General features: G+C 30.4%; 22 protein-coding genes and 2 pseudogenes. 4 read left to right on the forward strand and 20 right to left on the reverse strand.

The window, feature by feature from the left end:
* Positions 1-68: 68 nt before the first annotated feature.
* The 4 genes from typA to C7N41_RS05645 form a co-directional block, all read right to left on the reverse strand.
* The gene (gene typA / locus C7N41_RS05630; protein ID WP_105964738.1) at positions 69-1,907 is read right to left on the reverse strand and encodes a translational GTPase TypA; all 1,839 of its coding nucleotides are present in this window, start codon (positions 1,905-1,907) and stop codon (positions 69-71) included.
* 89 nt (positions 1,908-1,996) lie between these two features.
* Positions 1,997-2,770 carry an inositol monophosphatase family protein gene (locus tag C7N41_RS05635; protein WP_105964739.1) on the reverse strand — a complete coding sequence of 258 codons (774 nt, stop codon included), beginning with the start codon at positions 2,768-2,770 and terminating at the stop codon, positions 1,997-1,999.
* A 20-nt stretch (positions 2,771-2,790) separates the two neighbouring features.
* Positions 2,791-3,072 carry a UPF0223 family protein gene (locus tag C7N41_RS05640; RefSeq protein ID WP_105964740.1) on the reverse strand — a complete coding sequence of 94 codons (282 nt, stop codon included), beginning with the start codon at positions 3,070-3,072 and terminating at the stop codon, positions 2,791-2,793.
* Positions 3,072-3,983 (reverse strand): Rossmann-fold NAD(P)-binding domain-containing protein, encoded by a 912-nt coding sequence (locus C7N41_RS05645; RefSeq protein ID WP_105964741.1) that lies wholly within the window; start codon positions 3,981-3,983, stop codon positions 3,072-3,074. The genes C7N41_RS05640 and C7N41_RS05645 overlap by 1 nt, the downstream gene beginning before the upstream one ends.
* Positions 3,984-4,096: 113 nt before the next feature.
* Between C7N41_RS05645 and def the strand changes: the two genes are divergently transcribed.
* On the forward strand, positions 4,097-4,657 hold the full coding sequence (gene def / locus C7N41_RS05650) for a peptide deformylase (protein ID WP_105964742.1): 561 nt from the start codon (positions 4,097-4,099) through the stop codon (positions 4,655-4,657).
* A 36-nt stretch (positions 4,658-4,693) separates the two neighbouring features.
* Here def and C7N41_RS05655 read toward each other — a convergent pair whose 3' ends face one another.
* Positions 4,694-5,134 carry a hypothetical protein gene (locus tag C7N41_RS05655; protein ID WP_105964743.1) on the reverse strand — a complete coding sequence of 147 codons (441 nt, stop codon included), beginning with the start codon at positions 5,132-5,134 and terminating at the stop codon, positions 4,694-4,696.
* A 159-nt stretch (positions 5,135-5,293) separates the two neighbouring features.
* Between C7N41_RS05655 and C7N41_RS05660 the strand changes: the two are divergent.
* From C7N41_RS05660 to C7N41_RS05670, 3 genes and pseudogenes are all read left to right on the forward strand, one after another.
* Positions 5,294-5,508, forward strand: a pseudogene (locus C7N41_RS05660) (DNA-directed RNA polymerase subunit epsilon).
* Between the two features lie 2 nt (positions 5,509-5,510).
* Positions 5,511-7,193 carry a ribonuclease J1 gene (gene rnjA, locus C7N41_RS05665; RefSeq protein ID WP_105964745.1) on the forward strand — a complete coding sequence of 561 codons (1,683 nt, stop codon included), beginning with the start codon at positions 5,511-5,513 and terminating at the stop codon, positions 7,191-7,193.
* Between the two features lie 76 nt (positions 7,194-7,269).
* Complete coding sequence (locus C7N41_RS05670; protein ID WP_105964746.1) at positions 7,270-8,154, forward strand: diacylglycerol kinase family protein; 885 nt, start codon at positions 7,270-7,272, stop codon at positions 8,152-8,154.
* 39 nt (positions 8,155-8,193) lie between these two features.
* On the opposite strand, the pseudogene arcD reads toward C7N41_RS05670, so the two are convergent.
* The 15 genes and pseudogenes from arcD to ileS form a co-directional block, all read right to left on the reverse strand.
* Positions 8,194-9,603, reverse strand: a pseudogene (gene arcD, locus C7N41_RS05675) (arginine-ornithine antiporter); the annotation flags it as partial.
* A gap of 131 nt (positions 9,604-9,734) precedes the next feature.
* Positions 9,735-10,721: an aldo/keto reductase gene (locus tag C7N41_RS05680; RefSeq protein ID WP_105964748.1), complete on the reverse strand. Its 987-nt coding sequence runs from the start codon at positions 10,719-10,721 to the stop codon at positions 9,735-9,737.
* A 105-nt stretch (positions 10,722-10,826) separates the two neighbouring features.
* Positions 10,827-12,464: a peptide ABC transporter substrate-binding protein gene (locus C7N41_RS05685; protein ID WP_105964749.1), complete on the reverse strand. Its 1,638-nt coding sequence runs from the start codon at positions 12,462-12,464 to the stop codon at positions 10,827-10,829.
* 101 nt (positions 12,465-12,565) lie between these two features.
* Positions 12,566-13,522: a ribose-phosphate diphosphokinase gene (locus C7N41_RS05690; protein WP_105964750.1), complete on the reverse strand. Its 957-nt coding sequence runs from the start codon at positions 13,520-13,522 to the stop codon at positions 12,566-12,568.
* 74 nt (positions 13,523-13,596) lie between these two features.
* Positions 13,597-16,026: an SF1B family DNA helicase RecD2 gene (gene recD2, locus C7N41_RS05695; RefSeq protein WP_105964751.1), complete on the reverse strand. Its 2,430-nt coding sequence runs from the start codon at positions 16,024-16,026 to the stop codon at positions 13,597-13,599.
* Positions 16,027-16,040: 14 nt separating this feature from the next.
* Positions 16,041-16,754 carry a tetratricopeptide repeat protein gene (locus C7N41_RS05700; RefSeq protein WP_105964752.1) on the reverse strand — a complete coding sequence of 238 codons (714 nt, stop codon included), beginning with the start codon at positions 16,752-16,754 and terminating at the stop codon, positions 16,041-16,043.
* 10 nt (positions 16,755-16,764) lie between these two features.
* On the reverse strand, positions 16,765-17,421 hold the full coding sequence (locus C7N41_RS05705; protein ID WP_105964753.1) for a histidine phosphatase family protein: 657 nt from the start codon (positions 17,419-17,421) through the stop codon (positions 16,765-16,767).
* A gap of 107 nt (positions 17,422-17,528) precedes the next feature.
* A complete protein-coding gene (mnmA, locus tag C7N41_RS05710) occupies positions 17,529-18,656 on the reverse strand; it encodes a tRNA 2-thiouridine(34) synthase MnmA (protein ID WP_105964754.1) in 1,128 nt (375 codons plus the stop codon).
* A 134-nt stretch (positions 18,657-18,790) separates the two neighbouring features.
* The gene (locus C7N41_RS05715; protein WP_105964755.1) at positions 18,791-19,129 is read right to left on the reverse strand and encodes a cysteine desulfurase; all 339 of its coding nucleotides are present in this window, start codon (positions 19,127-19,129) and stop codon (positions 18,791-18,793) included.
* Between the two features lie 19 nt (positions 19,130-19,148).
* The gene (locus tag C7N41_RS05720; RefSeq protein ID WP_105964756.1) at positions 19,149-20,297 is read right to left on the reverse strand and encodes a cysteine desulfurase family protein; all 1,149 of its coding nucleotides are present in this window, start codon (positions 20,295-20,297) and stop codon (positions 19,149-19,151) included.
* 16 nt (positions 20,298-20,313) lie between these two features.
* Positions 20,314-21,006 (reverse strand): 5'-methylthioadenosine/adenosylhomocysteine nucleosidase, encoded by a 693-nt coding sequence (locus tag C7N41_RS05725; RefSeq protein ID WP_105964757.1) that lies wholly within the window; start codon positions 21,004-21,006, stop codon positions 20,314-20,316.
* Positions 21,007-21,073: 67 nt separating this feature from the next.
* A complete protein-coding gene (locus tag C7N41_RS07690; protein WP_157944978.1) occupies positions 21,074-21,226 on the reverse strand; it encodes a hypothetical protein in 153 nt (50 codons plus the stop codon).
* A gap of 12 nt (positions 21,227-21,238) precedes the next feature.
* Complete coding sequence (locus C7N41_RS05730) at positions 21,239-21,787, reverse strand: NUDIX hydrolase (RefSeq protein WP_105964758.1); 549 nt, start codon at positions 21,785-21,787, stop codon at positions 21,239-21,241.
* A 54-nt stretch (positions 21,788-21,841) separates the two neighbouring features.
* Complete coding sequence (locus C7N41_RS05735) at positions 21,842-22,054, reverse strand: cold-shock protein (RefSeq protein ID WP_105964759.1); 213 nt, start codon at positions 22,052-22,054, stop codon at positions 21,842-21,844.
* 52 nt (positions 22,055-22,106) lie between these two features.
* Positions 22,107-24,908, reverse strand: a complete 2,802-nt coding sequence (gene ileS, locus C7N41_RS05740) for an isoleucine--tRNA ligase (RefSeq protein WP_105964760.1) — start codon at positions 24,906-24,908, stop codon at positions 22,107-22,109.

The following is a 24,908-nucleotide window of genomic DNA, read 5'->3' on the forward strand; positions in this document are numbered from 1 at the left end:
AGTAAACATATTGCATTTAATAATAAACAAAAAAAGAGTGAGCTTATCGCTCACTCTTTAAAATATTTTTAATTGTTATGACGATTACGTTTTGATTGTTTTTCACGTTCATTAGTATTTAGAATACTCTTTCTTAAACGAACATTTTCAGGTGTAACTTCACAAAGTTCATCTTCATTTAAGAATTCTAGAGATTCTTCTAGAGTTAAATGTTGTGGTTCATTAATCTTAGAAGTGTCATCTGAACCAGCAGCACGAACGTTGGTTTGTTTCTTACCCTTAGTGATATTAACTGAAATATCATTGTCACGACTGTTTTTACCAACAATCATACCTTCATATACTTCAGTACCTGGATCAACAAAGATAGTACCACGATCTTCAATACCCATTGTAGCATAGGTTGTAGTCTTACCCTTATTAATTGAAACTAAAGCACCATTTCTTCTACCTGGGTTCCAGTTCTTAACAACTGGCAAGTATTTTTCAAAGGTATGGTTCATAATTCCATATCCACGAGTAAGTGATAAGAATTCAGCTGAGTAACCAATCAATCCACGAGAAGGAGCTAGGAATGTCAAACGAGTTTGACCATTACCAACATTTTCCATGTTTTGCATATTACCTTTTCTTTCAGATAATGTTTGAATGATTGAACCTGAGTATTCTTCTGGAGTATCAATTTGAACTGATTCGAATGGTTCACATTTTTCGCCATCAATTTCACGGATAATAACTTGTGGACGTGAAACTTGTAGTTCATAGCCTTCACGACGTAAGTTTTCAATTAAAATTGATAAATGTAATTCACCACGACCAGAAACTGTCCATGAACCTGGATCATCAGTTTCATCAACACGTAATGAAACATCGGTATGCAATTCACGTTCTAGTCTATCAATTAATTGACGAGCAGTAACAAATTTACCTTCTTGTCCAGCAAATGGTGAAGTATTTGTACCAAAAGTCATTTGTAATGTTGGCTTATCAATTCTTAAAATTGGTAATGCTTCTTTAGCAGAAGGATCAACAACAGTTTCACCAACATTAATATCTTCCATACCAGAGATAGCAATTAAATCTCCAGCTTTTGCTTCATTAATGTCTAATTTCTTAAGACCAAAGAATCCCATAAGTTTAGTAACACGGAAATCTTGAGTTGAACCATCAAGTTTCATAACAGTAACACTGTCACCTACTTTAATAGTTCCACGGAAAATACGACCAATTCCAATACGGCCAACGAAATCATCATAATCAAGCATTGCAACTTGGAATTGTAATGGTTCATCTGAATTATCGATAGGTGCTGGAATAGCATCAACAATAGTATCGAAAACAGGTTTCATAGTGTGTTCTTGAGTTGATAAATCATCATCATAACTTGAAGTTCCGTTCATAGCTGAAGTGTAAATAATAGGGAAATCTAGTTGTTCTTCATCAGCACCTAATTCAATAAATAAATCAAGAACTTCATCAACAACTTCACTAGGACGTGAGCCAGGACGATCAACCTTATTAATAACTACAACTGGTGTTAAATGTTGTTCTAGAGCTTTTTTCAAAACAAAACGAGTTTGAGGCATAGTACCTTCAAAAGCATCAACAACTAATAATACACCATCAACCATTCGCATGATACGTTCAACTTCTCCACCGAAGTCAGCATGTCCTGGAGTATCCAAAATATTAATTTGTTTATCTCCATATCTAACAGCAGTATTCTTTGAAAGAATTGTAATACCACGTTCACGTTCGATATCATTTGTATCCATGGCACGATCTTCAATTTGAACGTGTTCATCTAAAGTATCTGATTGTTTTAGTAATTCGTTAACCAAAGTTGTTTTACCGTGGTCAACGTGGGCAATAATAGCAATATTTCTAATATCGTCTCTTGTCTTCATATGTTTACCTTCCTTTCGAAGTATCCACTTATCTCTTACTTAGCAACTCGGACCAAGTTATTAATTTATATAAATTTACACATAAGGCATTACTTTACTAAATCAAGTATTTCCTTATGTGCAATCTTCGTCGCTACCAATACAGTTTCTGATGATACCATATCGAGCTTATTCCCGTCAATAGTGGTAACAGTGAGACCTAAGCTTTCACACATTACTCTACCGGCAGCAATATCCCATGGCTTTAAATGGGAAATATATCCAACTAATTCCCCCTTTATAACAGATATTAATTGAATTCCTGCGCTACCATATATTCTAACTCCTTCGCTTTGTTTAGCGATTGTTTGCATATTATATGCATTTTCAATTAATAATGGTGCACTCATCCCCATAAGTCCATAATCAAGATGAATATCATCTGGTTTATTCAATAGCTCATTATTTCTGTAAACTTTTCCAAATATACCATGATATAAATCATTATTAACAACGTCTAAGATATATCCTAATACGCCTTTTCCATCCACATACAATGAAACCATTATCGCAAAATAATTTCGTTCTTTAACAAAATTCATAGTTCCATCAATAGGATCTATTATCCAAACATGTCCTTCCATTGAATTAAATTTGTCACCAAATCCTTCTTCTCCAAGGATTTTGGAATTAGGATCATTTTCTCTAATTTTTCTTACAAAAAATTGTTCATTATCCTTATCAACGTTTGTAACTAAATCTTTTCTACTAGTTTTAGTATCAACTTTCAAGTCTTTATTAACCGATTCTAAAGCATTTTTTCTAGCTATTTGTAACCAAGATTGAATTTTTTCATCCATCATCTTGAGCCAGTCTTTATTCAAAATAACATCTCCAATAATTACTAATTCATTCTGACATTCTTCGATTTATTATTTTTAGCAGCTTGCCAAGTTTTATATAAACTATAGCCAGAAATTTGATAGAAATCTCTGTCTAATTGTTTTTGTTCCATCTTAGAAGGATTAATGGATCTAAAATTGTTATAAAGCTTAATAATTAAACTTTTATCAACCCCATTTTTATCTTCATAAGCTTTTTCTACAGATGTATATAAATTCATCATTGTTAAAACTTCATCCCTATTCCAACTTTCAAACATTGGGTATGAGTAGTTATTATTCATTATTTTTTGCTCCCATTAATTATTTCATTTATAACAATATCTGATTTGTCAACTATTGAATTAAGCGTAGACTCCTCATTATCAGATAATGAAACCTTTATGTATTGATATAATCCTTTATTATTAACAATAACTGGAGAACTTAATGATGACAATTTCCCATTACTTAATTTTAAGTTCGATAAATCCATAATATGTGGCAAATCTAAATATAAAGAATCTAAAATATCCTTTATTGATTTAAATTGTAAAATCTCATCTTCTGAAATAGATTTTACGTCTAAGCGATAATTAATATCATCTAAAACATCATCTTTAAATAAGTTATTCTTATCAGATAAATAAGAGAGAATTGGTGTTTGCCCAATATAAGATCTACTCCAAGATATAAAATTATTGATATTATTACCAAAGGTACTAATTGTTATATCTGATGATCCAACATTAAAATATCTTTTTAAGATATTTTTTAAAACCAAAGTACTAGGCAATGTACCAGTACCTATTAAATAATTAGATGACTTACCAGTAAATTTACTAGTAAAATAATTCAATAAGTCGTCTCTAAATCCATTAAGAATAATTGTCCCAGTAAAGCCTTTCTCAATTATATCATTAACAGACAATCTAAAATTAGATATTTTTTCCTTTAAAAATTCAATATTATCATCCTTAATATTTTCTGGAAAATCATATAAGTAAATGAAGCCATCAACATTGCTATAATCACTTTTATCAGAGATTGATACATTAAATTGATCACATAAAACTGTAGATATTAAATTATTAATACTGCCACTTAAATCCGTGTTTAAAATATGTAAATGAATTGGATAGTCAATACTGATTAAGAACTTAACAAAAGCTAAAATCCGCTTATCATCTCCACTTATTAATAAATTTTTTAACATTAAATCACCTCTAAATGACATTATATATCAATGAAACGATTGATAAAAATTATAAAGAACAAATATGAATTGCTTATGATATAATTTATCTAATAACAAAGGAGGTAAATGATTTGTTTTTAATGAAAGATATTGTTAGAGATGGAAATAAAGTACTTAGACAACAAGCAAAAAAAGTTAATTTCCCTCTAAGTAATGAAGACAAACAACTAGCAAAAGATCTAATGGAGTACCTTGAGGTTAGTCAAGATCCTAAATTATGTAAAAAGTATGGACTAAGAGCTGGAGTAGGTCTTGCAGCACCACAAGTTGGCGAGTCAAAAATGATGGCTTCTGTATTAGTCCCTGCAGAAGATGAAGATGAAAGTCCTATATTCAAGGATGTAATCATCAACCCCGTCATTTTGTCTAACTCCGTTCAAAGATGTGCTTTAATTGAAGGTGAAGGTTGCTTATCAGTAGACGAAGATTTTGAAGGATATATTCATAGGTCTGCTAGAATTACTTTAAAATATCAAGATGTAAATGGTGAGGAACACACAATTAGGCTTAAAAACTACCCTGCAATTGTTTGCCAACATGAAATTGACCATTTACACGGTACATTATTCTATGATCATATTGATAAAGAAAATCCTTTCTCCAAGAAAGACAACGATTTATTTGTTGAATAATAAAAAGCTTGAGAATCTAAATGGTTCCCAAGCTTTTTATTTATCTACTTTCTTCATATCTAATACATATTCATAAGTTGCAGAATTTAATAGGTAAGCTAAATCGATATGAATTAAATTATCTCTAATAAAAAAATCAGTTACAACCACGTCATGATTGAATTTTTTACTATCATTAAAAGTTTTTATTAAACTATTTATATTTATTCTTAGGTACTCTTCACTAAAATGATTGTTATATTTTAAAATATACTCATAGTCATATATGTTTCTTCCCCATACTACAGAATTATTATTTTTTTCAACAATCTTCAAAGTATTATCTAAATTTTCGCTTAAGTGATGAATAAAGTCATCTAAAACATTTATAGTTTCTTTATTACCTATATCAATAGGCCTTGTAATAAAAAAATGATGAATAACATTATAAATAATAATTGCTATGATAAAACCAACTATCATTTCAAAAATTAACATTGATTTCACCTCTTAATTCATTTTAATATAGATTAAATTTTAACATTATTATCGTTTTCCTGCTTACTATACTTATTAAAATTTCTATGATAAAATTAACTTAATCATTTGTGCAGTCGCACAATCGTACGGTTAAAAAACATAAAAGGAGTTATTAAAATGATATTCAAAGTTTTATATCAAGAAAACACAAAGTCTAATCCAAAAAGGGAATTTACTAATGCTCTTTATCTAGACTGCGAAACAGAAGTTGAAGCAAGAGAATTGGTAGATAAGAATACTGATCATAACATTGAATTTATTGAACCTTTAGAAGGAAATCACTTGGCTTACGAACAAAAAAGCCAGATTTTAAAATTACGGAGTTTAAATAATTATGAATAAACTAAACGTCAAAAATAATGAAACTGCTATTTATGGCGTTGGTGGACTTGGCGAAATTGGTAAAAATACTTACGGAGTTCAATTTCAGGATGAAATTATTTTAATTGATGCTGGAATTAAGTTCCCAGAAGATGATTTATTAGGAATAGATTACGTTATTCCTGATTACCAATATCTAGTTAAAAATAAGGATAAGATTAAATCTTTAGTTATCACCCATGGTCACGAAGATCATATTGGTGGTGTCCCTTATCTAATCAAAGACTTAAATGTTCCAATTTACGCTGGTCCATTAGCGCTAGCATTAATAAAAAGTAAGCTAGAAGAACATGGCCTATTAAGAACAACCGAATTGCATGAAATTACACCTAAGAGTGTGCTTAAATTTAATAAAACCAAGGTTTCGTTTTTTAGAACTACACATTCAATTCCTGATACAATTGGAATCGCTGTGCATACACCTTCTGGTGTAATTGTTGAAACTGGTGATTATAAATTTGATCTTACACCTGTCACAAGACAGCCACCTGATTTACAAGAAATGGCTCGACTTGGACAAGAAGGCGTACTATGTTTAATGTCGGATAGTACAAATGCCGAGCGTCCTATCTGGACTAAATCTGAAAACTGGATTGGTCATGCGGTTAGACATATATTTGATGAAGAAACTGGCAGAATAATATTCGCTACATTTGCATCAAATATTTCCAGAATTAAAACTGCATGTGATGTTGCCATTAAACATGGTAGAAAGATAGCTGTTTTTGGTCGTAGTATGGAAGCTGCAATTGTGAATGGTAAAGAATTAGGATATTTAGATGTTCCAGATGATACATTCGTTGATGCATCAGAACTTCAATCATTACCTGCTGAAAAAACATTAATATTATGTACAGGTTCACAAGGTGAACAAATGGCTGCCCTTTCAAGAATCGCAAATGGAACTCATAGACAAATTTCAATACAACCTAATGATACTGTTGTATTTTCAAGTAACCCTATTCCTGGAAATAAAATAAGTGTAAACAGAGTTATTAATGAGTTAGAAGAAGCTGGAGCCAAAGTTATTCATGGTAAGATTAATAAAATACACACTTCTGGACATGGTGGTCAAGAAGAACAAAAGTTAATGCTAAGATTAATGAAGCCTAAATTCTTCATGCCTATTCACGGTGAATACCGTATGTTAAAAATTCATACAAAATTGGCCGAACAATGTGGAGTACCATTAAAGAATAGCTTTATTATGCAAAATGGTGATGTTCTTGCCCTAACTAAGGATTCAGCAAGAATAGCTGGTCATTTCACTTCCGGAGATGTTTATGTTGATGGAAACGGTATAGGTGATGTTGGCAATGTGGTTCTTCGTGATCGTCAATTATTATCTGAAGAAGGTCTGGTAGTTGTTGTTGCAACTATTAATTTAAAAGATCAAGAAATTCAATCAGGCCCTGATTTATTATCAAGAGGATTTGTTTATATGAGAGAGTCTGGTCAGTTATTAGATGAAGGTCGACGTTTAGTATTTAGAACTATTCGAAGAGCTATGCGTAATAGAAATGCAAATGAATCTAGTATTAGAAATGCAATTATAGAAGACTTGCAAGAATTCTTATATAATAAGACTGAAAGACATCCATTAATTTTACCAATGCTTATAATGAATACAAAATAATTGTCTAATCTTATTTAAAAGGCGAATTCTTAATAGAATTCGCCCTTTTTAATTAAATAAAAAAGGAGAAAATAAATTGCCTTCAGATTACCTAATAATTTTGAATCCCAAAGCTAATAATGGAAAAGCTCAAAAGAATTGGCCTAAAATAAAAAATATATTAGAATCTAATAAAACTAACTATAAACTTAGAATTACAAGAAAAATAAATCATGCAAAATCAATTATGAATTATTATTTAAATAAATGGTACAAAGAAAACAAATTTCCTAAATGCATAATTATAATTGGTGGAGATGGAACCATCAATGAAGTGTTAAGTTCAATCATTAATGATAAAAAAGCTCCTAATATTCCAATAGGAATCCTACCATTTGGAAAAAACAATAAATTTGTTAAAGCTAATAATAATAAATTGGATTGGAAAGAAAATCTTCTAAATATAATAAAAAGCGATAAATATAAAAAAATTAATATTGGAAGCTTTAAAGAAAACATAAAACAAGAAAATGGTATTTTTATCAATCAAATAATTATAGGACTTGATACAAATCCTAAAAATGGTAATAATAAGCTGCATAGATTAAAACACTTAATTACTTTGATTCCAATGCTATACAATATTGATTCTTTTAATACAAATGTAAAAGTGGATTCAACAAAATATAGTTTTAAAAAGTCAATATTTTGTTCAGTAGAAAACACAATGCAAAATAATGATAAAGAAAAGTCATTAAAATTATCAATAATAGAAAAAAGAAATATATTTAAATTAATATACACAATTCTAATAATATTAATGGGTAAGAAACATAAATCAAAATCAATTCATAATTTTTATGGAAATAACATCCACCTATCTATTCCTTCATTAGAATATGGTAAAGTAGATGGCGATAATCTTGGCAGTCGCTTTTATGATATTGATTATAAAATAATAAAATATCCTTTTATTATATAAAAAAGCATCTTCGATAATAATTGTCGAAGATGCTTTTATTTATATTTTTATTAAACCATTTAACAGACAAATTATAGATATAATTGCTAAAATAAATAATAATATAGCAATTAATCTCTCTAATTTGTTAAATACAAATTTTTCTTTATTATCAATTTTTTGTAAATAATAGTATACAGGGATTGCTGCAGCAAACATAATTGTAGCTAGTAATATATAACTCATTCCGGCAGCATATAACAACCAACAAGAGTAAATGCTAGCAACAATACCTAAAAAGATATTCTTGTTTCTGTCATGACCTTGATGATCCAAATAAGAATACTTTAATTGATAAAATGCTGAAAAAGCATATGGTACTAAAACAGCCGCACTAGAAATTGAATAAAAGAAATGATATACCTCCGAAGAAATTAAGAAAGAAATCATAAATATTTCAACTAAAATATTAGTAAAAATTAGTGAGTTAACTGGTGCCCCATTTTTATTTGATTTAGCAAATAGTTTGGGAAACGATCCTGATTTAGCTGCAGCATATGGAACTTCAGATGCAAACATAGTAAATGATAACCAAGCTCCAATTACAGAAACAATTAAACCAAGATTAACAATAATTGCTCCCCATTTACCAACAACACTTTGTAATAAATATGCCATAGCTGGCTGATGTAAATTAGACAATTGTGCCTGTTTCATTACACCAAATGATAGCAATGTAACTAACATATATATTAATGAAACAATAACTATTCCTAGAACGGTTGCTCGACCAATATCTTTTCTTTTTTTAGCATATCCAGAAAAGATAACAGCACCTTCAATTCCTGAGAAAACCCAAACAGTCACTAGCATTGTGCTTTTAACTTGTGCTAAAACATCACCAAAATTAAAAGGTTTATCACCCATTAACCAAAAGTCACTAGTAAAAATGTTCAATCTGAAAGCAACAATCATAATAACAATAAATAAAAATAATGGTATTAATTTTGTAATAGTAATAACTGTATTAATAAAGGATGCTGATTGAATTCCTCTTAAAATTAAGAAATGACAAATCCATAGAAAAATTGATCCTACTATAAAAGATATCCAATTATGACCATCACCAAATATTGGGAAAAAATAAGTCAAAGCACTCATAAGTAAAGTTGCATAACTAATATTACCTAGCCAGACTGACAACCAATATCCCCATGCAGAATTAAATCCCATGTACTTTCCAAATCCTGCTTCTGCATAACTATAAACTCCCGCTTGTAAGTCTGGTCGTTTATTTGTTAGGTTTTGAAAAGTGAAAGCTAATGATAACATTCCTATTCCAGTTATAATCCAACCAATAATAACTGCCCCTGCTCCAGCATTGGCAGACATATCATTCATTAAATTAAAAACTCCCCCACCAATTATTGAACCTATAACTAAACCTATTAATTCATATAGATTTAATTTTTTGAGGAATCCCCCATTTTATCTCTCCTTTAACTTTATATAAAAATCACATAACTTTAATTATAACGTAGTAAAGAATGATTTGTATATAAAAAAAGTTATGTCTAAAAAGACATAACTTTAATTAAAACCTATTTTTTTAAAATATTATTTATTTCATCTAATTCATCAGGAGTAAAATGCAAATTATCTAAAGCTTTTAAATTAGAATCTAAGTGTTCTGGCTTAGAAGCACCAGTAACAACACTAGTTACTACCGGATCATGTAATAGCCAAGCTAAACTCATTTGAGCAAGACTTTGATCACGATTTTTAGCTAAATTATTAAGTTTATTAAGCTTTTCAACTACATTATCTTTATCATTCAACATAAAACTATTTGTAAAGTGTAATTTAAGATCTTCAGGCATTCCATTTAAATATTTATCAGTTAATACACCTTCTGCAAGTGGACCATAGGCTATCAAACCATCTTTATTTTCTTTTAATGCATCAATAGTCCCATCTTCTTCAACTTGTCTATTTAATAAGTTGTATGACATTTGATTAACAACAAATGGTGTATGCAATTCCTTAAAGTATTTAATAATTTCTCTAGTTTGTTCGCCATTATAATTAGAAATACCAGCATATAAAGCTTTACCTGACTTTACAATGCCATCAAGTGCTTCAGCAGTTTCTTCTAAGCTAGTATTAGGATCAAATCTATGACTATAATATATGTCAACATAATCCAGTCCCATACGTTTTAATGAACGATCAATTGCAGCAACTAAAGTCTTTTTAGAAGAGAATGATCCATATGGTCCAGGCCACATATGATAACCAGCCTTAGTAGTAATAACTAGTTCATCACGATAAGGTTTTAAATCAGCACGATAAACTTGACCAAACATTCTTTCAGCTGCACCGGAACCAGGCCCATAATTATTAGCTAAATCAAAACTAAAAATTCCTTTATCAAATGCATTAAGCATTGCTTTTTCACTATCTTTAAAATTAGCATCGTCTCCGTAACTATGCCACATTCCAAAGGATAATGCAGGTAATTGTAGTCCAGAATTACCTGCTCGACGTACTTTCATATTATCATAGCGTTTATCTGAAGCTTTATACATAATAATCACCCTCATTTATTAATTAAAGACTATAAATAGTTTAAAATGATTTTTTATCTAAAGTCAAGAAAAGCCCTTAACAATAATATGTTAAAGGCTTTTTATTTACTTAATGTTAATATTAATCCAATTTCTACTCATACCAGCTGGATTCCAAATATACCCATCAATATGTGTATTCCATAATTCTGCAGTAGCAGGTTGATACAATGGAATAACTCCTTGATTTTGCATTAATATTTTCTCAGCATTTACTAAATCATTAAAACGTTTTCCAGAATCATTAGCATCACGATTATTAGACATATTTATATAATTATCATAATCACGATTACTCCATTTAGAAAAGTTCATTGAATTATTAGATTCAAATAATTGTAAAAAGTTAATTGGATCTGAGAAGTCAGCTCCCCACTTATTAACAGCAATATCAAATTGACCATTATCTTGACGACTCATTCTAGTCTTATCAGGAATTGAAGTAACATTGATTGATAATCCTGGTAATTTATTTAATTGAGTTTGTAAGAACTCAGCATTAGCTTTTGATTGATCATCATCTGCAGTTAATAATGATAATTTAACAGAAGACATTTTTTCTTCTTTCATAGCTTTTTGCCAAAGAGATTTGGCCTTATCTAAATTATATGAAACTGCATCTTTAACATAAGATTTTTCACCAAATGTCTTTCCTTTATTGTTAGCTTTCATGTTTGCAAGCTTAGATGGAACTAATCCCTTGGCTGGAACTGAACCATCACGTAAAACATTATTAGATAATTCATCTCTATTGATTGCCATAGATAATGCTTTTCTAGCATTTTCATTTCTTAAAATAGGATTTTTCTTTTGGTTTAACATCATGTAAACCGTTGCTCCACCAGTAAATGATTTAAATCCTTTAGAGTTCTTATAATTAACTACTTGATCACCATTTAGTGGAGTAATATCTAGTTTACCTTGTTGGAATAAGTTTAATGAAGTACTTGGGTTCTTTACAACAGAAACATTTATCTTTTGTAAATGAACATTTTTTGCATTCCAATATTTATTATTTTTAACTAACTGCCAATTTTCATTAGTTCCGTTCCATTTTTTTAAGATAAATGGACCATCAGAATTAGTTTTCAAACTATTTTCACCATATGATTTACCATATTTATCAACTACCGATTGTTGTAATGGGAAAAATACTGGGAATGATAAAAGTCTTCTAAAATAAGGGACCGGTTTATTTAAGTTAACTACTAATTTATAATCACCATCGGCTTTAACACCTAAACTATCAGGACTCATTTGACCTTTTTGAATAGCATCATAATTTTGGATTTGTCCAAATAAATATGCATATTGAGAAGCTGATTTTGGATCAGCTGCTCGACGCCATGAGTACACAAAATCATTAGCAGTAACATGTTTTCCATTTAACCATTTTGCATTTTCTCTTAAATTAAAAGTGTATTGCTTACCATCATTAGATACTTTATAACTTTTTGCTAAGGCATTATCAATACTATCATTCTTGCCTAATCGATATAATCCCTCAGTTGTATGATATAACATAGTCAAACTAGAAGCATCCGAAGCCTTAGTATTATCCATTGAAGATATTTCAGTTGGATAACTTAAATTTAATTCTTTATTACTAATTTGCTTATCTTGAGCATTTTGGCTACCACATGCTACCAAGACTAATGCCAAAGCAGCAGTTGCCATTCCTACAATTGATTTTTTCCACTTCACTATTTATCACCTACCATAATTTATAACAAAAAATAGTATAGCAGAAAATCATATCGAATTAAAATAAAAAGCACCCGATTTAATCAGATGCTTACAAAACTTTATTTAAATAATTTACCTACTGATTTATTTTCATGAATTCTAGTAATTGCATTTCCAATTAAATCAGCAACTGAAACAATATCTAACTTGTTAGTCTTTTTGGAATCATCAAGATATATAGAATCAGAAACAATTACCTTTTCAATAGGTGATTGCTCAATTCTTTCTAAAGCATCTTTGGCAAAAACTCCATGCGTACTAACAACATAAATTTTAGCAGCTCCATGCTTTGCCAAAACATTAGCAGCTTTAATTGCACCATTACCCGTATCAATCATATCATCAGCAATAATTGCAACCTTATCTTTAACATCACCAATCACAAACGTAGGAATATGCTTTACATTGCCAGGATCACGGTCATCAACAATCGCAATTGGTGAATCTATTAAACCTGCAAAGCCCCTAGCACGAGCAACTCCAGCATGATCTGGTGATACCACTACTGCATTATCTAAATCATAATTTTTTTTCATATGATTAGACATAATTTTATCCATTTTAAGATTATCAACAGGCTTATTAAAGAAACCTTGAATTTGTGGAGAGTGTAAATCTAAAGTTACAACACGATCAATGCCATCGTTTTCCAAAACAGATGCAATTAATTTAGCAACAATTGGCTTACGTTCACGTTTTTTAGCTGTATATCTAGCATATCCATAGTAAGGAATAACAACGTTGATAGACTTAGCACTAGTTCTACGAACAGCATCAATCATAATAAATAATTCCATGACATTAGCATTGATAGGATCAGACATTGACTGAATAATATAAACAGAGTCACCTCTGATACTCTCATCAATTTGAATTTTAATTTCGCCGTCACTAAATTTGTTAATTGTAGCTTTCCCTAGTTCAACTCCACATGTCTTGGCGATTTTTTCAGCCAAAGGCCTATTGGAACTTAAAGAAAAAATTTTAATTCCTTTATTATCAGAATTTTCTGTCATGGAATTTTCCTCCTAATCGATCAAATAATTCAATGATTAATTTTAACATAAAATAATAAATAAAGCATGAATTTTTAAGGCTTAATACCTTCCATGCCAATCATTGGATCAATTAATTCATCCCTAATCATACTACTAGTTAAATGATAATCTTTAGAACCTTTATTATGATCATTTTTCTCAACAGGTTCCACTTTATTATTAGCAGCAGGTTTGATACCACCGTTTAATAATTTTTGAACTCTTTCTTTTAAACTAGTATTTCGGTTATCAGACTCGCTTTTAGCACAACTTAAGAATGAATTATAATCGCCAATCATGATTAAAACATCTGTTGATCTAGTAATCGCAGTATATAAAAGATTCTTTTTTAACATTTTAGAAAATTGTGGAACTATTGGTAATATAACCATTTTGAACTCACTACCTTGAGCTTTATGAATAGTAGTACAGTAAGCTAAAGTTATTTGTAACCAATCTTTTCTACTATAAGTTACCTCACTTTGATCAAAGGCAATCTTAATCTTATCATTACTAGATTTTGCATCGTCCTTAATAATTTCAACTATTTGGCCGATATCTCCATTAAAAACATTATCTTCAGGACTATTTACCAGTTGTAATACTTTATCTCCCTCACGATATACTATGCCTCGATAATCAACCTCAACTAATCCTTCAGCTTTTGGGTTCATAATAGATTGAATAACATTATTAAGTTTGTTAACTCCAGCTGCTCCACGATACATAGGAGCCAACACCTGGATATCATTAGCAGTAAATCCCTTGATTTTAGCCTTAGTAACAATTTGTTCAATAACATTACTCATTTGATTGGGAGTACAAGGTATAAAACTACGGTCAGGTTTTTTATCTGTAAAATCATCAGGCAGTGTTCCCTGCTGAATACTATGGGCTAAAGGAATGATAGTAGAATTACTATCCTGTCTATAAATAGTATTTAAATGCATCTTATTTATGCAATCAGATTTTAATAAATCATTAAATACTTGCCCAGGTCCCACTGATGGCAATTGATCTTTATCTCCAACAAGAATTACTTTCATGTTGTTTGGAATAGCACGAACCAATGATTGAAACAGAAAAGTATCCACCATTGAAACTTCATCAACAATCAACAAGCCACCATCTAAATCTTTGGTAGGCTCTTCATTGTCTCCTTCATGACCATTTAATCCCAACAATCGATGAATTGTACTAGCAGGAATCCCAGTTGCTTCATTCATTCTCTTAGCAGCACGACCGGTAGGTGCAGCCAAAAGGATTGGAAATTCTTTGTCCTTATATGAATTTAAATCCAAAGAATAATCATTTAAATAGGCATAAAGATAGGTAATCCCTTTAATAATAGTAGTTTTACCAGTTCCTGGACCACCAGTTAATAAAAACATTTTGGAATTAACCGCATCTTTTAAAGCGGCAGTCTGGGAATCATCATATTGAATATTAAGTTTTTGCTCTACTAATCTAATTTTTTTATTAACATTTTCATCACTATAGTTACTAGAATCAGAGTTTTTAATAATTCGATTAAGATGTTCAGCAATATTCCATTCATCATCATATAGGGATTTTAAATAAACTCGATCATCTTCACCAACTATTTTTTGGTTCCTAGCCAATTCAATGAATTGACTAGATAAGTCTTCACCATTTATAAGTTGGGTATTCCCATTGTTTAATAGTTTTAAGGTTTCATCAACAATTGGCCCTGTAAAAGTATAAGTATCTCCATTTTTAATGGATAAATTTTGTAGAGCAGAAATCAATCCTGCTCTTATTCTAGCAGGATCATTTGATGGCATTCCAATTTTTGCAGCAATTTCATCCGCTTTTTTAAAACCAATTCCATTAATATCTTCCACTAAACGATATGGATTTTCATTAATAACTTCTAAAGTGTCATTTTTATATTTATTATAAATTGTCGAGGATAAATCACTACCAAATCCATAACTATTTAATCCAATTATAACCTGTTCCATCCCATTGTTTTTATTAATAGCACTAGTAATAGTAGCTTTTTGATTACTATTTAATCCAGCTTTATCTAAACTATTAGAATCATTTAACACTTCTTGAATTAAGTTAGTTCCAAGTGCATCAACAACCCTTTTTGCAGTTTTTTTACCGATTCCAGAAAAATCTTCACCAGACAAATAAGATATAAGGCCTTCACGAGATGTAGGAACATTACTTTCATAATTTAAAGCTTTAAATTGCTTACCGTATTTTGGATGTTCTATAACTTCACCATAGAAGCAATATTCATTATCTTCAACCACATCAGCAAAATTACCGGTAACAACTATTTCATCTTCATGCCAGTCATTAATATTAGTATCCATTATCTTAACCAGAATAACTTTATAAAAGCTATCTTTACTTTCAAAGAAGGTCGCCGCAACTTTTCCTTTGACATATAGTTGATCATCATCAGAATTATCATTAACGTCTGAAAATAAACTTATAGATTCTGACACAGGCTTAATCCTCCTTACTTTTTACCTTGCTTTGCTTGCACAAATTTTTCAATATCAGCTAAACGTTTTTGTCCATTATCAAAATATTTCTTATCATATTTTTTTGCATTTTCAAAGTAATAATCAAAGTCTTCTTCTAACACCATTGCTACAATTCCACGATCAAAATTTGCTTTTCCATTTTTAGGTTGAGCATGTAATGTATTATCCAAAAATTGTGCAGCTTCAGAGAAATTACCCAGTGCTATCAAACTACTACCTAAAAGATAATTAACATCTGGATCTTGTTTTCTAAATCCTTGAGCAGTTAATGCAAATACTACTGCTTTTTTATAATCTTTTTTACCCATGTAACTTTGAGCTAGCATAATGTAAGCGTCAGCTTTCATATCACTGCTACTTAAAGAGTTAAATTGCTCAATAGACTTATCAAACTCACCTGCTGCATAGTAAACATTGCCTAACCCATAAGTAAGTACTTCTTTTGCCTTTTTATTCTTATCGGCAAATAAACCTAGCGCTTTCATTATTAATTCTTCAGCTTGCGTAAAATTATGCAATTCTACTAAAAAAGCTCCTAAATCATAGTAAGTACGATAATCATTAGGATGTTCATCAATATCATTAACCAATTTGTGTAAAGTTTCGTCTGCTTTTTTTTGTTTTTCTTCGTGTTCTTTTTGAATCTTTAATTGCGAATTTTTTAGATTTTCATCATTTTTTACCATAATTAACCACCTATATTAAATCAGTAGATTTTAAATGTTTATTTAAATATTCAGTATCATTCCATTTAATTAGATTAAAATTCTTGCCACAGTCATTAGTTTCCAAAATAGTGGTACTAGTATTAGCAAGGCCACCACGCTGTTTAATATTTTTAATTGGTGTTCCTAACAAAGAATTTATTAAGGCTTTTAAAGCTGCTCCATGACTAAAAATAATTACGTTATCGTCATTATTGTGATTTTTAACTATATAATTAACAGCTGGTCTCATTCGATCAATAACATCTTGAAAACTTTCTCCACCGATTTCTTTAGCATCATATTTTTCAGGGTGATTTCTAAAATTATCAAATGATTGTGGATATTTAATTTTTACATCATCAAATTTTTGACCTTCCATTTTTCCTAGGTTAAATTCTTCTAAACGACTCCATAAGGTTAGGTCTGGACGATGCTTCAATTGTGAAATAACTCTTTCAGCAGTTATTCTAGCTCTTTTAATGGGACTAGAATAAGCATGCGCAAAATTAATATTTTCTAAATAACTTCCAAGTTGTTCCATTTCTTTATAACTTTGTGGTAGTAAATCAGAATCACCACCTGAACCTTGGTATCTACTTTCTAAATTCCATTTAGTTTTTCCATGTCTTATAAAATATAATTTCAATTTTATCCCTCGTTCAAAAATGATTATGTATATTATCTCAATTTATTGATATAAATTCAAAGTATTAAATAAAAAAAGTCTTTAAAAAACTTTAAAGACTTTTTTCGTTAAATATATTGTAATTCTTTATCATTTTGAAATGCAGCATCAATAATACCTGATCCTAGACATTCATCACCGTCATAGAAAACAACTGCTTGTCCTGGGGTAACTGCTCTAGCAGGTTCATCAAAATCAACTCTTAAGGATTTACCATCATCATTAAGATGAACAGTAACACCAACATCCTTTTGACGATAACGGAACTTAGCAGTACAACGGAAATCATTACCACGATTAGAAATATCATTTATCCAAAAAATATCGGAAGCTTCTAAATAATCAGCATACAAATGCTTATTTTCATATCCTTTACCTACGTACAAAATATTCTTAGATAAATCTTTTCCTACAACAAACCAAGGACGATTATCAGTTCCATCTCCACCGATACCTAATCCACGGCGTTGACCAATTGTGTAATACATTAATCCATCATGGGTACCTTTAACTTCTCCATCAAAGGTCATCATTTTACCAGAAGTAGCAGGTAAATAGTTACTTAAGAAAGATTTAAAGTTCTTTTCTCCAATAAAGCAAATTCCCATTGAATCTTTTTTATCAGCAGTAGCTAAACCGGCTTTTTTGGCAATTTCTCTAACCTTAGGTTTTTCCATATCACCAATTGGAAACATAACACGATCTAACTGTTCTTCTGAGAGTTGACTTAAGAAATAAGTTTGATCCTTGTTATCATCACTACCTCTTAGTAAATGATTGTTCCCGTCACTATCTCTTTCTAAACGAGAGTAATGACCAGTAGCAATATAATCAGCACCTAATTCTAACGCATAATCTAAAAATGCTCTAAATTTAATTTCTTTATTACAAATTACATCAGGATCGGGAGTTCTTCCCTTTTTATATTCATCTAAAAAGTAAGTAAAAACACGGTCCCAATATTCTTTTTCAAAGTTTACAGAATAATAAGGAATCCCAATTTCAGAAGCTACTTTAGCAACATCTTTATAATCTTCAGTTGCAGTACATACTCCATTTTCATCAGTATCATCCCAATTTTTCATAAAAACTCCAACAACATCATAACCCTGTTGCTTTAATAAGTAAGCTGAAACAGATGAATCAACACCACCTGACATTCCAACAACAACACGAGTATTACTATTGTCTGTCATACAAAAATCACCATCATTTCTTCTAGATTCATAGAATCTACGATTTGAAGGTCGCATATCCCATAATTGATATAATACATATTTTAATTATTAATTGCAACAAAAAAAGAAACACCTGGAGTGTTTCTTTTTTGTTATTTTTGAATAAATACTTCTCTGTCAATAAAATTATTCATTAAATAATGAAATTGTTCGACTAATTTATCTTTGTTAATATTTTTAAAAATATTAACTTTGTTTAATCCATTACCACTTACAGTAGACATTTTGAATGATTTTAAATCTGATTTAAAGGTTATTTTTAATTTAATACCATTATATGGATCTTCAGTATCTAAAGATTGTTCAAAAGCAAAATTACCAGCATTAGTTTTACTAAAACCAGTATCACTTAAGGTATAACGTTTGATTGCTGGATTAATCGAATAAACTTGATTATCGCCATCAATTTTGTTTTCTGTTTTAAATGCCATTAATTATTCCCCCCAACTATTATTTTTTGATTCTTTTAATGATTTTAATTGTTGAATCAATAAACTTATTAATATCATCCATAGTAGTAAACTTACCAAAACTAACTCTAATTGATTGATTAATTCTAGGACTATTTTTACCATACATTGCAATTAAAACATGTGAGGGTTCAATACTTCCAGCAGTACATGCTGAACCAGATGAAACTGCAATATTATCTAAGTCTAGATTAGTTTGTAATAAATCAGTAGGAACTCCCTTAATCCATAGATTAAAGACATGTTGCAAATTAGTTTCACTCATTGAACCATTAACTTCAAATTCAATATTATTTTCATTAAATTGATTAATAATTTGATTTTTAAAAGAAATATAACGATCATGTAATTTTTGTTTCAAATCGGGGGTAGCTAAAGAAACCGCAGTGGCAAATCCAGAAATAGCTGGAATATTTTCTGTACCTGCACGTCTCTTATCTTCTTGATCCCCACCTTTGATAAAACTTGGAAAGTTAATGTCATCATTTTTATATAAGAAGCCCATCATTTTAGGACCATTAAGCTTATGTGCTGATGTCGATAACATATCAATATGGTCAGCTTTTACATCTATATCAGATAATCCATAGGCTTGCACAGCATCAGTATGAAACCATGCTTGATGATTTTTTAATAATTCACCTATTTCATGAATAGGTAAATGTGAACCAACTTCGTTATTGCCAGTCATAATGGTAACTAAAATTGTTTCATCATCTAGAGCATCTTTTAAGTCATCTAAGCTAATTTGACCATCTTCATCTACTGGAAGATAAGTAACTCTGAATCCCTTTTTTTCTAAGAACTCTAATGGCTTTAAAACGGCTTCATGTTCAATAGCAGTCGTAATGATATGATTACCTAGATTTTTTCTAGCTTCAACGGTTTGCATAATTGCAGTGTTATCACTTTCGGTACCACCACTAGTAAAGATAATTTCATCAGACTGGGCATTAATGCTTTTTGCAATTATATCTCTACTATTTTCTAAAATAGTATGTGCCTGTCTACCTATTCCATATAGGGTTGAAGCATTACCATATACATTTTTGAATTTATCATACATATCTGCTAAAACTTCATTATCCATCTTGGTTGTAGCAGCATTGTCCAAATAAATTTCTTTCAAGTATAACTAACCCTCTCTATTTTTGATTATTAAACAAGTCTAATAGCATCTTGGCAGAACGCTTTCCAGCTTCAAGAATAAATTCATCAAAACTGTTATCAGCATCTTCATCGCCAACGTCAGACATTGCTCTTACAACAACATAAGGAATATCAAATTGGTTAGCAATTTGTCCAACAGCAGCTCCTTCCATCTCACATGATAATGCATCAGGAAATTCTTTTAATATATTATCTGTGTCAGCTTTTGATGCAACAAACTGATCTCCGGTAACAATTAATCCACTCTTTACATTCATACCTACATCTTTTGATGCTTCAGCAAGCTTCTTACACCATAATTCAGATGCTTTAAATCTGGCTGGTTGCCCAGGTAATTGACCATAAACATATCCAGCAGGACGAGCGTCTACATCATGATAAGCCGTTTCACTAGAAATTACTACATCCCCTACAGAAAGGCCTGATCCAATTCCACCAGCAGATCCAGAATTAATTACAATATCCACATTAAAATTGGTAATTAACATTGCAGTAGTTGATCCCGCTTCTACTTTACCAATTCCCGATTTAACTAAAACAACTTCTTGTCCAAGAATGTTTCCTTCATGAAAAATGACCCCATGAATATCTGTTTGTTTATCATTGTCTAACTGAGTAATTAAAGTTTTAATTTCTTCATCCATTGCACATAAAATTCCAAATTTCATAATTAGCACTCCATATTCTAAGGATTAAAAAAGAACAATACTAAATAGACAATTATTATTCCAATAATTAGTAAAAAATTGTCCAATTTAATTTTCTTTTTAATCCACTATTTGTATATTCAACTTTTTGTTTATCTTCTTTATTAATATGTTTGTTGTGGGAATCTTTTATGTGTTTTTTATAAGCTTCCCTAGTTAAATTATCAGTATCATTTTTCATAACACTAAACACCTACTTTTTCTGCAACAATTTCCAATAAAAAATTGCAGTAATAGTTTTAGCATCTTCAATTTTACCATCTTCAATTAATTGCATAGCTTCTTCTAAACTATATTCATTAATATTTAAATATTCACCTTGATCTCTAGGCAATTCGTCACTAACAGGTTCTAAGTCTGTTGCCATATAAAGATCCATGTATTCATCAGAAAAACCAACTGTTGAATAAAAACCCGTAATTCTCTTTAAATTTCTAGCATGATATCTAGTTTCTTCATTAAGTTCTCTAATAGCAGCATGCTTAGAAGATGCATCATCCCTACTATCAACTTTACCAGCTGGAATTTCTAAAGTAGCTTTAGCAATTGGAGCACGCCATTGTTTTTCTAATAACATCTTATTGTTTTTAGTCACAACAAGAATCCCAACTGCTTTAGCATGATGAACTACATCTCTAGTTGCAGTTTCTCCGTTAGGTAATTTAACAGTTTGTTTCTCAACATTGATAATTGAGCCTTTATATTTAGGCTCATTTTTAATCACTTTTTCTTCCAAATCCATAAAATAATCACCTTTATCCTAATAGTTTTATTCTATCGATATTTAAATGTTTTTTCAATTATCAGATTCAATAAAAGTTATTTTCACAGCTTGAGGACCTTTTTTTCCTTCAGCGATTTGGTATTCAACAAGATCACCAATATTAATATCATCGGCCTTTTTATTAGTGACTGAAGATGCATGGAAAAAAACTTTATTTTTATCTTGTCCTTTTAAGAATCCAAAATCATGTTCTGGATTAAAATTATTTACTTTACCTTTTATCATAATATGCTCCTTAAAATAAAAATTCTGGGATAAAACATCCCAGAATTTTTTATTATTTCTCTTCAAATCCTTCAGTTGCAGTTTCTGGGAAATTTGCACGAACAATTTTAGCACAACGTCCACAGAATTTAGGATAATCAGAATCGGTTCCTACATCAGTACTAATTAAACGACAACGTTCACATGTGTCACCATCTGCATGATCAACCTTAATTGAAATTTCATCTTTAAAGTTTTGAGCATCACTAGGTGCATTTTCGATATTATCAGTAGACAATTGAGATACCATTAATATTTGTTGAATATTAGCATTTAATTCATTCATTAATGTTTTATTATCATCATTTAAATATAATGATAATTTTGCTTCTGATGGTTTACCAATTAGTTTATTGTCACGAGCTTCTTCTAATGATTTTAGAACATCATCACGAAGATTCATGAATTTTGACCATTTATCTAAAATATCATTTTCATTTGGATAATTTTCTACTTCTGGCATTTCAGATAGTTGTGCAAAATCTTCGGATTCTTTCAAGAATGGCCAGATTTCTTCAGCAGTATGTGGAAGAATTGGAGTAATCAATTTTGTGATTGATACAACAGCTTTGTATAGAACTGTTTGCATTGATCTTCTAGTCAAACTGTCTTTTGGATCAATATATAGAATATCTTTAGCAAAATCTAAATAAAATGCTGATAAATCAGAATTAATAAATGATTGTAATTTACGATTTAAGCTTAAGAAATCATAGTTATCGTAATCATTCTTAATTTCACTAACAAATTTGTTCAATTTAATTAGCATATATTTATCAACTGATGGCATTTCATCAAAACTAACTGCGTTTTCTTTAGGATCAAAATCGCTAGTATTAGCTAACATATATCTAATAGTATTTCTAATTTTCTTGTATGAATCAGAAACTTTCACAAAATTTTCCATTGATACACGAACATCAGCAGATGTATCAACTGATGTTACCCATAAACGAACAATTTCAGCACCCATTTTCTTAATTACATCAATAGGAGCAATTGTGTTACCAAGTGATTTACTCATTTTGTGACCATTACCATCTAGAGTAAATCCTTGTGATAACAATTGCTTGTATGGAGCTTTATTATCATAAGCCACACTAGTAATTAAACTCGAATTGAACCAACCACGATATTGGTCAGAACCTTCAAGGTATAAATCAGCTGGATAGTTTAAATAATCACGTTCTGCACAAACACCTTGGTGTGATGAACCTGAATCAAACCAGACATCCATAATATCATTTTCTTTTGTGAATTTACCATTTGGAGAATGTTCACTAGTGAAACCTTCAGGTAATAATTCTTTAGCCTCTTTTTCAAACCAAATATCAGAACCATATTTAGCAAATAAATCAGCAACATGATCAGTAGTTTCCTTAGTGATAATTGCTTCACCATCTTCACCATAGAAAATAGGTAGTGGAACTCCCCAAACACGTTGTCTAGAAATTACCCAGTCACCACGATCTTTAATCATATTGTGTAAACGTTTTTTACCCCAACTAGGTTTAAAATCAACGTCTTCAATTGCATTTAAAATATTGTCTTTAATTTTATCAACAGAAGCAAACCATTGATCAGTAGCACGATAAATAACTGGCTTTTTAGTACGCCAATCAAATGGATAACTATGAACAATTGGTTCTTGTTTAAGTAATAAATCCGCCTCTTTTAATTTATTTAAAGCAATTTCATTAGCATCATCATAAAAGACACCTTCAAAATCCTTACCAGCATCTTTAGTTAAATATCCTTGTGCATCAACATCCACAAAAATATCTAATCCATTAGCTTTACCAACATTATAGTCATCTTCACCAAATCCAGGCGCAGTATGAACTAATCCAGTACCAGTATCGATAGTAACAAAGTCACCTATCATAGTAAGAATCTTACGATCCATAAATGGATGCTTTGCAAGTACTCCTTCAAGTTCTTGACCTTTAACAATTTTAACAATCTTATAGTTGTCCCAACCAAATGCTTCAGCATCTTTTTCAACTAATTCAGTTGCTAAAACAAATTTGCGATTATCACCTTCAGGTTGAACTACTGAATAGTCAAAACCGCCATCAATAGTAATACCTTCAGATGCTGGAATAGTCCAAGGAGTAGTAGTCCAAACAACCATGTAAGTGTTATCTTCGTCTAATACGCCTTTACCATCAATAACTTTTTCTGCATAAAAAGCAGTTTGTGAAGTAATATCATGATATTCAACTTCTGCTTCGGCTAATGCTGATTCAGAAGACCAAGACCAAATAACTGGTTTTTTACCACGATAAATTAAACCTTTTTCAGCCATTTTACCAAAAACACGAATTTCAGCTGCTTCAAATTCAGGTTTCAAGGTTAAATATGGATTATCCCATTCAGCAGAAACACCTAATCTTTCAAATTCCTTACGTTGACGATCAACCTGTTTCAACGCATAATCATGACACAATTTTCTAAAGTCATTAGTAGACATTTTTTTACGATCATAACCTGCTTGAGTTAACTTTTGTTCAATAGGCAATCCATGAGTATCCCAACCTGGAACATATGGTGATCTAAAACCATTCATTGATTTATATCTAACAATAAAATCTTTGGAAATTTTATTCATAGCATGTCCCATATGAATATCACCATTGGCATATGGAGGGCCATCATGAAGAATAAATGATGGCTTTCCTTGGTTTAACTTTTGTCTTAATTCATAAACATGATTATCTTCCCATACTTTTTGACGCTCAGCTTCTTTAACTGGTAAATTACCGCGCATCTTAAATTTAGTTTTACCTAAATTTAGAGTATCTTTTACTCGCAT

The sequence above is a fragment of the Apilactobacillus micheneri genome, from assembly GCF_002993975.1.
GTDB lineage: Bacteria > Bacillota > Bacilli > Lactobacillales > Lactobacillaceae > Apilactobacillus > Apilactobacillus micheneri.

Bases quoted from the DNA above. Each gene is read 5' to 3' on its own strand.
- C7N41_RS05735 (WP_105964759.1), bottom strand. From the start codon at position 22,054: ATGATAAAAGGTAAAGTAAATAATTTTAATCCAGAACATGATTTTGGA.
- C7N41_RS07690 (WP_157944978.1), bottom strand. From the start codon at position 21,226: ATGAAAAATGATACTGATAATTTAACTAGGGAAGCTTATAAAAAACAC.
- C7N41_RS05680 (WP_105964748.1), bottom strand. From the start codon at position 10,721: ATGTATAAAGCTTCAGATAAACGCTATGATAATATGAAAGTACGTCGA.
- C7N41_RS05730 (WP_105964758.1), bottom strand. From the start codon at position 21,787: ATGGATTTGGAAGAAAAAGTGATTAAAAATGAGCCTAAATATAAAGGC.
- C7N41_RS05690 (WP_105964750.1), bottom strand. From the start codon at position 13,522: ATGACAGAAAATTCTGATAATAAAGGAATTAAAATTTTTTCTTTAAGT.
- ileS (WP_105964760.1), bottom strand. From the start codon at position 24,908: ATGCGAGTAAAAGATACTCTAAATTTAGGTAAAACTAAATTTAAGATG.
- C7N41_RS05715 (WP_105964755.1), bottom strand. From the start codon at position 19,129: ATGGCATTTAAAACAGAAAACAAAATTGATGGCGATAATCAAGTTTAT.
- rnjA (WP_105964745.1), top strand. From the start codon at position 5,511: ATGAATAAACTAAACGTCAAAAATAATGAAACTGCTATTTATGGCGTT.
- C7N41_RS05700 (WP_105964752.1), bottom strand. From the start codon at position 16,754: ATGGTAAAAAATGATGAAAATCTAAAAAATTCGCAATTAAAGATTCAA.
- C7N41_RS05725 (WP_105964757.1), bottom strand. From the start codon at position 21,006: ATGAAATTTGGAATTTTATGTGCAATGGATGAAGAAATTAAAACTTTA.
- mnmA (WP_105964754.1), bottom strand. From the start codon at position 18,656: ATGACAGACAATAGTAATACTCGTGTTGTTGTTGGAATGTCAGGTGGT.
- C7N41_RS05645 (WP_105964741.1), bottom strand. From the start codon at position 3,983: ATGTTAAAAAATTTATTAATAAGTGGAGATGATAAGCGGATTTTAGCT.
- C7N41_RS05655 (WP_105964743.1), bottom strand. From the start codon at position 5,134: ATGTTAATTTTTGAAATGATAGTTGGTTTTATCATAGCAATTATTATT.
- typA (WP_105964738.1), bottom strand. From the start codon at position 1,907: ATGAAGACAAGAGACGATATTAGAAATATTGCTATTATTGCCCACGTT.
- C7N41_RS05640 (WP_105964740.1), bottom strand. From the start codon at position 3,072: ATGAATAATAACTACTCATACCCAATGTTTGAAAGTTGGAATAGGGAT.